The following is a 10,362-nucleotide window of genomic DNA, read 5'->3' on the forward strand; positions in this document are numbered from 1 at the left end:
GTCATCAAGGCCAAAGCCATGATGTGCGCGTACGGGCCGGCCGGCTATGGCAAGACCATGGCCGTGAACTCCGCCCTGCGCGAGCTGGCACCGCGGGCGACCTACCGGCTCGAGCTACGGGCCGGACCCACCCCGCGCGACATCCGGCACGGCCTGTTCAAGGCGCTGCGGCTGCCCGGTGAACCACCGAGGCGGCCCAGCGAGTTCGATGCCCTCCTCAAAGAGGCTCTCGCCGAACAGTTCCGGGTCCTGGTCTGCGACGAGGCACAGTGGATGAGCCGGACCGGATTCGAGTTCTGGCGCCACCTGTGGGACGACAAGCACACCGACATCGCAGTCATCTTCGCCGGCGGCGACAACTGCTACCGCGTACTGCGGCGCGAGCCTATGCTCGCCTCGCGGATCTACATCTGGCAGGAGTTCACCCGCCTGCCCAAGAACCAGATCCGCAAGGTCATCCCCGCCTTCCACCCCATATGGGCCACCTGCGAGCCCTCGCTGATCGACATGGTCGACCAGGAAGCCGCCCACGGCAGCTTCCGTAACTGGGCCAACATCACCGCCCACCTGGTCTCCGGCATGGACAAGACCGGCACCGAACACGTCACCGAAGAACTCATCCACTGGGTCTACAGCAAGATCGGCGGCATGTGAGCCGCAGCAACATCCCGGCGACGCGCAGCGCAGCCTCACGAGGCCGAAGGCACACAGCAGCCAGAGCGGTCCGTATCGTCATCGACGCCGACGACCACCCGGCATGGACGGCAGCCGCCCTGGACGCGCACTCCCCCGAGAACGGACGCGTCACCCTCCACCCCTCCCCCGGCTCGTCCGCCCCGCCCGCTCTGGCCCAGGACATCCTGTGCGCGCTCGGCAAACGGCTCCCGCCCCGCGGTATGGACGCGCCCCGGCACCGCGCCTCGTGGGCAGACATGGTGGGCCCTGCCTGGACGGCAGCCGCTTCCTGGATCAACGCGTACCGGACCGGACACCTCATCGTCCTGCGCGCCCACACCCTCACCCCGGCGCGGTGGGAACAACTCGACACACTCCGAGCCCGTACCGGGATCCACCTCACCCTCATCTGGCACCGTAAACCGGACACCCGTCTCACCGAACACGCAGCCAGGCTCAGCACCGGCTACCAGAAGACCGACGGCTTCGACGCGGCCCGGGACAGGCTCCGGGAGAAAGGCCCTGCACACCCGGGCACGAGGCCGCACACAGACGGCCCCGACACCCACACCCGTGGCAGCGGACACGAACTCATCGAGCAGGTACAGCAGATCGGGCACCCGCTCCACGCAGGACTCCTCGCCGCCCAACTCCTCAGCCACACAGACGAGGCCGAACAACTCGCCGCCGTCCGGCTCGCAGACCTCGCACCCGACGCCACCGCCCTCGCCCTCCCCCGCCGGCCGTACCGGCCCACCAGCACACGCCACTGGCACTCCGTCCTCACATGGGCGCAGCCCCTGCTGATCGCCGCGCGGGCCTGGCACTACCTCAACGGTCACCACCACCCCAGCAGGCACCTGTTCCAGCACACCAACTTCCACCACCACAACCAACTCACCGACATTCTCACAGCGTCAGGAATCACCCCCGCCATCAACATCCTGACCGGCGACCCCGCATGGCCAACCCCGGCCACACCACCCCGCTGACCAGCATGAACACCCCACCCTCATAGCGATCAGCAGCGAACCGACCACCACACCCCGCAAAAACGACAGTCACTCATCGGCATCCACTGTCAGAACCCAGCACCCCACACCAACAGCCCAGACACCCCACCAACCCACTGACAAAACAATGACGAACACCCACCGACAAAACGACACCGATCACCAACCAGCGGCGGACCGTCTCGTAGGAGACGATGATGCCGCGCTGCAGCATCAGCTCCTCCACCTCACGGAATGACAACGGGAAGCGGAAGTACAGCCACACGCAGTGGGAGATCACCTCGACCGGGTACCGGTGCCCCTTGTACGACGGCGGCGTACTGCCCACGGACAACCCCCTCCACCATGATCAACCCGAAGATCATCCCACCCGTCAGCCAACGTGACAGTGCCGTCATGAGCATTGCTCTGATCGCGGTGAACGTGGCGCAGACGCCCACCGACAGCGCGGGCAATCCTGTCGACGGTCCGTGGGGGGCGACGCTCTACGTGATCGCCGAGCAGGTGGACGGCTGGCGCATCGTGGCGGGCCAGAACATGGCCGTCGACCCGCAGGCCGTGTGATACCAGGCCGTGATGCGGGCCGGCTGCCCGAGCCGATGTCGCGGGGATCCGCGCCGGGCAGCCGGCGCCGAGACGGCGCCTCGCCCCGCCCGTCAGTCGCGCCGGGCCACGATCCGGTACGCGTTCGACACCCGAAGCCGGTACGACAGCGGCCGCACCGCGAACCGGTCGAGCAGGGTGCCCACCACCAGCACCGGAATGCCGGCGACCAGCAGCGCCCCGCGCAGCGTGCGGCGCAGCCGGCTCGGTGGCTCGGGCAGCCACGGCGCATCGTCGCGCGGTGCCGCGTGGTTCAGCGCCAGCCATACGGCGGCCAGCAGGTCGACCGGGTCGTGCGGCTCCGCGTGCTGCTCGGCGACCACTGTGAAGCCCATTTCCGTGAGCCGCGCCCGCAGATTGGCCACCGGAACGAAGTGCAGGTGCTGCGGCTGGAGCCAGGGCAGCCACCAACGGCCCAGCAGCCTCCCGTAGCGGCTCTCGGGGTCCGGCACCTCGATGAGGAGATGACCGCCGGGCCGTACCGTCTCCCATGCGGCGCGCAGTCCGCGATCGGGATCGGTGCTGTGCTCCAGGTAGTGGAACATGCTCACCACGTCGTAGTGGCTGGCCAGTTCGGGTGCGAGGTCGGGGAAACTGCCCCGGTGGCCACGGTCCACCCGGCCCTCGCGCTCGGCCAGTTCGACGCCGTCGGTGAAGTCGAGTCCGTCGAACACGGTGTGGGGCAGCACCGCCCGCGCAGCCGCGCAGAAGTGGCCGTGCCCGGTCCCGACGTCCAGCCATCTCTTCGGCGCGGAGTCGTACGGCAGCATCGACTCCGCCCGTCCCCGGTACATCTTGGTACGGCCCCCGAAGGTGTCACCGAGTTGTTTCTCGCCGAGCCCGTCGTAGAAGTCGCGGTAGTAGAAATCCAGTCCCTGTTCGTTGAGCCGGGGGTTCTGGAATGTGTGACCGCAGCCTTCGCAGCGGTCGAGAACGAAACGGCCCGGCTTGTGCTGGAGCAGGTCGGTGGTGCGCAGCCGGGTGGTCAGCTCCTGCGAACCGCACCATGGGCAGTCGGTGCGGCGCGGCTCGAAGAAGCGCTCCCAGCCGGCGGCGATGTCCGCCTGATACGCGGGCCGCAGCCGGGCGATCCGGTCAGTTGACTCGGTGTCCTCGCTCATCTGAACTCCCTGGCTGTTCCCGTACGTCGTGGGGCTGCATCGGCTGATTCGCGGTGCGCGAGTGTGTCTCTCGAAGTCGGGGCCGCCCGGGTGGACATGGCGGAGCCGTCCCGGGCGGCGGCACTGACCACCTGTCGCACAGCGAGATCACCGAGGTGGAGCGCGGCGGCACGGGCCCCACCCGCGGAACGGAACGCCGTACGGATCCGGTGGGCCCCGTCGCGGTATTCGGGATCGTCCAGGACGGAGTCGACCGCCGAGGCCAGCTTCTGGACGGTGACCCGCCCGAACCGCACCCGCACCCCCGCCCCGGCGTCCACGACCTGTCCGGCCACCACCGGCTGGTCATCGCGGATGGGAGCTACCACGAGGGGCACCCCGTGCCACAGGGCCTCGCACACGCTGTTGTGGCCGGCGTGGCAGACGACTGCGCCAACGCCCCTTTCCAGGAGGGAGAGTTGCGGCACGGACGGCACGATCAGCACATCCTTGTCGCCGTCCCGCGGCGAGAGCACGCCACCGGGGTCGGCGATCACCGCCTGCACCCGGTCGGCCCGCTCCCGCAGCGCGCTCCGGCACACGTCGAGGAAGCGGCCGCCGACATCGGCGTTCGCCGTGCCCAAGGTGACCAGGACGGTGGTGCGGCCGGCATCGAGCCATTCCCACGGGAAGCCGGCGGCGGACGGACGCGCCGTGATCGACGGACCGACCCAGCACACTCCGTCGTGCGCGGAACCCGCCAACTCCGGTGTGTTGAAGGCGAGGACGAGATGTGGTGAGAAGCGGGGGTCGGCCGTGCCCGCCGGGTCCCCGACGGCCTCCCTGAGCGCGCCCAGCCGCTGCTGCAGCCACTGGCCGACCTTGGGAAGCCCGGCGAGGGGGTCGGTGAACTCGGCCGACGTGGTCGCCGAGGTCGCCCACGGCAGGCCCAGCCGCTCCGCGATCAGAGCGCCCGCGAAGGCCTGCTGGTCGGCAACGACGACATCCGGCCGGAACGCCTTGACGGCGGCCCGGACCCCCGGAGCCATCGACTCGGCCAGCGGCAGCAGGTACCGCTCCCACAGGAACTTCAGCGCCTCCGGGCCGCGCAGCTCGGTCGGCCGCTCGCCCCGGGGCGCCCCGGCGCACGCCATGACGGGCCCGGCCCCGGGGCCCGCGAGCCGGCCGACCAGCGCCGGATCGGGACACACCCACGCCACCGCATGTCCTGACGCGACGAGTTCGGCGGCGACACCGACGGTCGGGTTGATGTGCCCGACCAGGGGCGGGACGACGAAGAGGAAGCGGCTCACCCGGCCACCTCCGCCACCACCCGCCCGGTGGTGCGGCCGGCCTCCTCGACGAGTGCCAGGATGTGCCAGCCGACCGTGCCGGAGGCCTCCACCAGGACCGAGTGCTCGTGCCCCGGGATCACCACGGTCCGGCAGTCCGGAAGCGTCGATGCCAGCCAGGGCGCGAGTTCGGCGAGATCGGAGTCGCCGCCGTACAGGCCGAGCACCGGGCAGCGCACTGCCGCGATCCGGCCGGCCGTCAGGACGCCGCTGGCCGGGATGTCCCGGCCGAGGGTGGTGTCACGGGCCAGTCTGGCCGCGCCCTTGGCCAGCCGCGCCGTGTTGTGCCCGCGGTGGGTGCTGATCCAGGCGATCGCGTCGGGCTCGTTGTGGGCGAGCTGGGTCACGACGCGGTCCAGGATGCCCCCCAGCTTCTCTGCCCAGGCGGCGGTGGCCGGTTCGGACTCGATGAGACTGACGCTCGCCACCCGCTCTGGGCGCCGGGCCGCGAAGCCGAACGCGATCGTGCCGCCGAAGGAGTTTCCGACCAGATGCACCGGACCGGTCACCGCCAGCCGGTCGAGCAGCGCCTCCAGGTCGTCGATGTTGTGCTCGACCGTGTAGCCCTCAGCAGGGCGTCCACTGCGCCCGTGGCCGCGCAGGTCGTACATGACGACGTCGAGACCGGCGGCCGCGAACGCGGGTGCGACGGTGAAGTAGTAGCTGGCCAGGCTGTCCGTCAGCAGACCGTGCACCAGCACTACGGTGGCGGTGGCCGGCTGGCCACCGCGAGGACCGATCCGCTGTACGTGCAACCGGACGGAGCCGGTGTCGACCATTGCCATGGCTCAGCTCGCCTCCCCCGCCTTGAGACTGGTGACGACGTACTCGACCAGCCGTCCGACGGTCAGTTCGATGATCTCGTCGAACTCCATACCGGCCAGGAACTCCGCGAAGTTGACCCGGTCTCCGTACCGCTCCTGGAGCAGCCCGGCCAGAGTGACGAGGTCGATGCTCTCCAGCTCCAGATCACGGTTGAAGGTGGTCCTCATGCCGATCTCGATGTCGTCGAGGCCGTACTCGTCCTCCAGGAGCCGCGCCAGCATGCCGGTGAGGTCGGCAAGTACGGACTCCTCGTCGGCGGTGACAGGGGTGTGGGGGGTGGGCGCATTCATCGGGCGTCGTACTCCTTAGCGGTCGGGTTTCCCGTCGTCCATGCGACTGCGTACGCGCGCTCCGGCAGCCGGGGCGGGTTGGTGGCCGGTACGCAGTGCACGGTGTAGGTGCGTTGCAGGCGGCCCGCGACGGCCAGCCGGTCGCCCGCCGGGGTCGCGTCGAACACGGTGAAGTCCCGCGGCCGGCCGCCGAATCCGGTGCCCTCCGCCTTGGCGACGGACTCCTTGGCGGCCCAGAAACGGGTGAACCACACGGCCTCGCTCTCGCCGGTGTCGGCCGACAGGCGGTGCAGCAGCCGCAGCTCGTCCCCGCCGAGGGCGGCGGCGAGGGCCTGCGGGGTGCGGTCGGTGACCTCCTCGATGTCGATGCCGGGGCCGGTCCGGTGCGGTCGGACGATCGCGACAGCTGCCTCCGCGCAGTGGGCCAGCGAGACGTCCAGCGGGGGCAGGGGCCGTCCGTGCACGCCGGAGACGTACGGACGGCCCGTCTCGTCGTTGTGCACCCGCAGTTCCGCCGGGAAGACGGGGCCCTCGCCGTGGTCCCACAGCCACTGCCGCACCGCGTCCTTCACTGCGATGCGCCCCAGCAGCCACTGTCGGCGCCCTCGTGGCGCGTGGCGGGCGTACTCCGCGCGCTCCGCACCGCCCAGGGAGTTGCGCATGATCAGCTCCCGGGACGCCAGGTCCGGCCACCTCTCGTGCAGCAGCCGCCAGCCGCCGGGGCGCGGCTCGGACAGGGTGTTGCGATCCGGGAAGCGCTCGACGGGCCGGGTCTGCGGGTCGTTGTCGAAGCGGCGGTCCTGCCAGCCGTACAGCTCCGCCCACACGGTGCCCCCGGCCCTCAGCTGTACGTCGGCCTCCAGAAGGGCATCGGTGAGCGAGGTGACGCGCACCAGGCATTCCACCTCTGTGCCCGGCGCCGGATGCGGCCCGTAGAACCGCATCTCCCGCATCCCGACCGGGAACACGACGGTGCGCTCGGAACGGGTCGCCATGATCCAGTAGCCGAGTAGCTGGCCGACGTTGTCCAGCAGCGCGCCGGGCGCGGAAGGGGTGGTGAGACGTCCGCGCACATGGCGGTCGCCGATCGCCGTGAGTTCGCTGACGCCCTGGAACGCCGGGCCGTGGAACATCCAGCGCTCGGCGTAGAGCTGGGCAGCCGTGTGGTCGGGGGCGTGCTCGGCTCCGGGATCGGTGACCCATGGGGCGGGGGGCGGAGTGGGGTACGCGCCGACGAGCTCCACGGTGGCGCGGGCCCGCGGGCCGAAGGAGACGGCGAGAAGCCCCGGATCCTTCGGCGTCACGGTCACGGGCACGTCGACTGCCGGGGTGGCGGTGAGCCACTCGTCGAACCGCGCGCCGTGCACGGCGACCGGCAGCCCGCCGGGGAACGTCTCCTGCGCGGCGTCCACGATGTGCTGCACGATCGTCGTGGCCGGGACGACCGGCCACCGGTCGGCGACTTCGGGCCAGCCGGGCCGTTGGGGGAAGAAGCAGTGGTCCAGAAGGTAGGGCATGGTGTCGGGCGAGACGTGGACGGTGGTGTGCCGCGGCCCGGCGGACGGAGCCGGCGCAGGCGTCCCCGTCCTCGCGGACATGAGGGCGGCGGCCGTGTCCGCGGTCTCGCTCAGCAGGGCGCTCAGTTCGGCGGCCACCGGGGAGCTCTCGGCGAGGGAGTCCAGCGGCGACGGGCCGGCCGGGACCGGCGCCCGCGCGGGCGCCCGCAGCCCGGCCCGCAGCCCGGGGAGCCGTTGGGGCGAGAGGGACACCAGAGCGCCGCTCAAGTCCAGTCGTACCGGCGGCCGTTGAGATGTGGTCGCCGTCTCGGCGGGTTGCAGGGAGGGCGCCACCGCCGAACCCGCCGTCCACAGCGCGGTGGCCACCCGGCGCAACTGGGCGAGGCCGGTGCGGTGGGGCGAGTTGGCGGCGACCACCAGGTGGTCGCGACCGCCCAGGGTGTCGCTCACCAGGGAGCCGAGCTGACCGGGGCCGACCTGGACGAACACCCGGTGACCGGCCGCGTTCAGGGCCTCTGTCAGCTGGCGGAACCGTACGGGTTCCAGCAGATGCCGGACGAAGAGAGCCCGGATCCCCGTCTCGTCCTCGGGGAACGGTGCGGCGGTCGTGCCCGACCAGAGCGGGGTGTGCGGCGGATGCAGCCGGAAGCGGCGGGCGGCCTCCTCCATCGGTCCGACATGGGGGCGCAGCATCGGCGTGTGGAAGCCCGATTGGAACGGCAGGACCTGGCTGAGAACGCCCTGGGCGCGACGCGCCCGTACGAAGTCCTCCACCGCCGCCTGCGGACCGCACACCATCGACTGACCGGGCGCGTTGTCGTGGGAGAGGACCAGGCCCGCCCGGCTCCCGCCCTCGTCGCGCAGGGCGGCCAGAACGTGCTCGGCGCTGGTGCCGATCGCGCCGAAGGCGAGACCGGGGACAGTCACCGAGTCGGGGTCGAAGGCGGCCATGAACGCGTCGACCTCGTCCCCGGAATACAGCCCGGCCGCGGCCATGGCCGTCCACTCGCCGACGCTGTGTCCGGCGACCGCGTCCGGCACGATCCCGCTGCGGCGCAGCGCCGCGTCGAGGAGGCGGCCGACGGCGACCACGCCGAAACCGTGCCGGCCCACGTCGTCGGTCCGGTCTCCGTCGACTGCGGGGGCACGCAGACCGAAATGGGCGGCCACGTCGTCGACCTGCGGGGTGAAATCGCCCTCCAGGCCCGGGAACAGGAATGCCAGTCGGCCGTGGCCGGCACCCAGGAGGGGGCCCGGCCGGAACCAGACGTCACCGCGTCCGTGCCAGCCCCGCTGCCGGGCGACCGCGCGGCGTGCCAGGGCGAGCCGTTTGGCGGTCGGTCCGACGATGCCGAGGCGGGCGGGGCCCGCCTCGGGGTGCGGGTGGCCGGGGGCGAGACCGGCCGCCCGTACGGTGTCGTCGTCGGCGTCCAGCAGGGCGGCGAGGTGCGCCGGGGATTCGGCGGCGAGGAGCAGGACATGCTCGGGCTCGTCGACCTCGACGACCGGGCGGGCCGGTGCGCTCGCGCGGGACCCGTGCCCGTCCGGGGCCTCCTCCAGCACCACATGCGCGTTGATCCCGCCGAAGCCGAACGCGTTGACGGCGGCCCGGCGCACGGGGCTGCGCGCGGTGGTCTCCCAGTCGGCGGCCTTCTCCAGGGTGCGGAACCGGGTGCGGGCCAGGGCGGGGTGCGGGTCGTCGCAATGGAGTGTCGGAAGGAGTGTCCGGTGGTGGACGGCGAGTGCGGCCTTGACCAGACCGGCGACCCCGGCGGCCGGCATGGCATGCCCGATCATCGACTTGACCGATCCCAGCACCGCGTCACCGTCTCCGGGTCCGAACACATCGGCGAGCGTGGCGAGTTCGGCACTGTCACCTGCCGGTGTCGCGGTGCCGTGCGCCTCCAGCAGGCCGACCGAGCCCGGCTCGGCGGGGTCGAGTCCGGCCGCCCGCCATGCCTGCCGCACTGCGTGCGCCTGTCCACCGGGCTCGGGGTTCATGAGTCCGGCCGCTCGTCCGTCGCTGGCCACTCCGGTGCCCCGGACCACCGCGTAGATCCGGTCTCCGGCGCGCTCGGCGTCGGCCAGCCGCTTGAGGACGACAACGCCCGTCCCCTCACCGATCAGGATGCCGTCGGCGTCCCGGTGGAAGGGCCGGATGCGCTGGCTGGGAGAGAGTGCGCGCAGCTGGGAGAAGACGCTCCACAGCGTGATGTCGTGGCAGTGGTGGACGCCGCCGGCGAGCATCACGTCGCACCGCCCGGAGGCGAGTTCGCCCACGGCCTGGTCCACGGCGACCAGTGAGGAGGCGCAGGCGGCGTCCACCGTGTACGCGGGCCCGCGCAGATCGAGCCGGTTGGCGACCCGGGAGGCGGCGAGGTTGGGCACCAGGCCGATCGCGGACTCGGGGCTGTCCGGACCGAGACGCTCGGTGAATGCCTGGCGCACTCCCGCGAGTTGGTCACCCGTCAGGTCCGGGAGCAGCTCCGCCAGTGTGCGGACCAGTTGGCCGGCCGTACGGACCCGCTGGTCGAGCCGGACCAGGCCGGGCGTGAGATAGCCGCCCCTGCCCAGAACGACGCCGACCCGCCCTCGGTCGGGGAGGCGGTCCGTGCCGCCCGCGTCGTCGAGGGCGGCCGAAGCCACGTGCAGGGCGATGAGCTGGTCGGGCTCGGTACCGGCCACCGAGTTCGGCATGATCCCGAACCGGGTGACCTCCACCTGCGCGAGTCCGTCCACGAACCCGCCGCGGCGGGCGTAGACCTGGTTCGCGACGGCCGGGTCGGAGGCGGTGCCCGGGTGGTAGTACTCGGCGTCCCAACGCCCGTCCGGTACCGCGCCGATCGCGTCCACGCCGTCGCGCAGGTTGCGCCAGTAGGCGTCCAGGTCCGCGGCGCCGGGCAGCAGCACCGCCATCCCGACGATGGCCACCGGCACCTGTCGTGCGGCCACGGCCTGCGTGCCCGGACCGTGCCGGGGCGGCGCCA

General features: G+C 71.8%; 8 protein-coding genes and 1 pseudogene. 3 read left to right on the forward strand and 6 right to left on the reverse strand.

Annotated features, from left to right (window positions below; all coding sequences use genetic code 11):
* Together OG611_RS39615 and OG611_RS39620 are read left to right on the forward strand one after the other, a co-directional pair.
* Positions 1–654: ATP-binding protein (locus OG611_RS39615; RefSeq protein WP_266431508.1), on the forward strand; the 654-nt coding region annotated here is incomplete at its 5' end.
* Complete coding sequence (locus OG611_RS39620; RefSeq protein WP_266414299.1) at positions 651–1,667, forward strand: hypothetical protein; 1,017 nt, start codon at positions 651–653, stop codon at positions 1,665–1,667. The genes OG611_RS39615 and OG611_RS39620, both read left to right, overlap by 4 nt.
* Positions 1,668–1,857: 190 nt before the next feature.
* Here the strand turns inward: OG611_RS39620 and OG611_RS39625 are convergent.
* Positions 1,858–2,016 (reverse strand): annotated as a pseudogene (locus tag OG611_RS39625) (IS6 family transposase); the annotation flags it as partial.
* Between the two features lie 68 nt (positions 2,017–2,084).
* On the opposite strand from OG611_RS39625, the gene OG611_RS39630 reads away from it, so the two are divergent.
* Positions 2,085–2,252 (forward strand): hypothetical protein, encoded by a 168-nt coding sequence (locus OG611_RS39630; RefSeq protein ID WP_266414297.1) that lies wholly within the window; start codon positions 2,085–2,087, stop codon positions 2,250–2,252.
* A gap of 92 nt (positions 2,253–2,344) precedes the next feature.
* Here OG611_RS39630 and OG611_RS39635 read toward each other — a convergent pair whose 3' ends face one another.
* From OG611_RS39635 to OG611_RS39655, 5 genes are read right to left on the reverse strand one after another with little or no spacing between them, the layout of a single operon-like run.
* A complete protein-coding gene (locus OG611_RS39635; protein ID WP_266414295.1) occupies positions 2,345–3,412 on the reverse strand; it encodes a class I SAM-dependent methyltransferase in 1,068 nt (355 codons plus the stop codon).
* Positions 3,409–4,704 (reverse strand): glycosyltransferase, encoded by a 1,296-nt coding sequence (locus OG611_RS39640; protein ID WP_266414293.1) that lies wholly within the window; start codon positions 4,702–4,704, stop codon positions 3,409–3,411. The genes OG611_RS39635 and OG611_RS39640 overlap by 4 nt, the downstream gene beginning before the upstream one ends.
* Positions 4,701–5,528, reverse strand: coding sequence for an alpha/beta fold hydrolase (locus OG611_RS39645; protein ID WP_266414290.1), 828 nt, complete (start codon positions 5,526–5,528; stop codon positions 4,701–4,703). The genes OG611_RS39640 and OG611_RS39645 overlap by 4 nt, the downstream gene beginning before the upstream one ends.
* Positions 5,529–5,531: 3 nt before the next feature.
* Positions 5,532–5,858 (reverse strand): acyl carrier protein, encoded by a 327-nt coding sequence (locus tag OG611_RS39650; RefSeq protein WP_124723786.1) that lies wholly within the window; start codon positions 5,856–5,858, stop codon positions 5,532–5,534.
* Positions 5,855–10,327 carry a beta-ketoacyl synthase N-terminal-like domain-containing protein gene (locus OG611_RS39655; RefSeq protein WP_266425391.1) on the reverse strand — a complete coding sequence of 1,491 codons (4,473 nt, stop codon included), beginning with the start codon at positions 10,325–10,327 and terminating at the stop codon, positions 5,855–5,857. Before OG611_RS39655 ends, OG611_RS39650 begins: the two co-directional genes overlap by 4 nt.
* Positions 10,328–10,362: the final 35 nt, after the last annotated feature.

It is taken from the genome of Streptomyces sp. NBC_01363 (genome assembly GCF_026340595.1).
Taxonomy (GTDB): domain Bacteria; phylum Actinomycetota; class Actinomycetes; order Streptomycetales; family Streptomycetaceae; genus Streptomyces.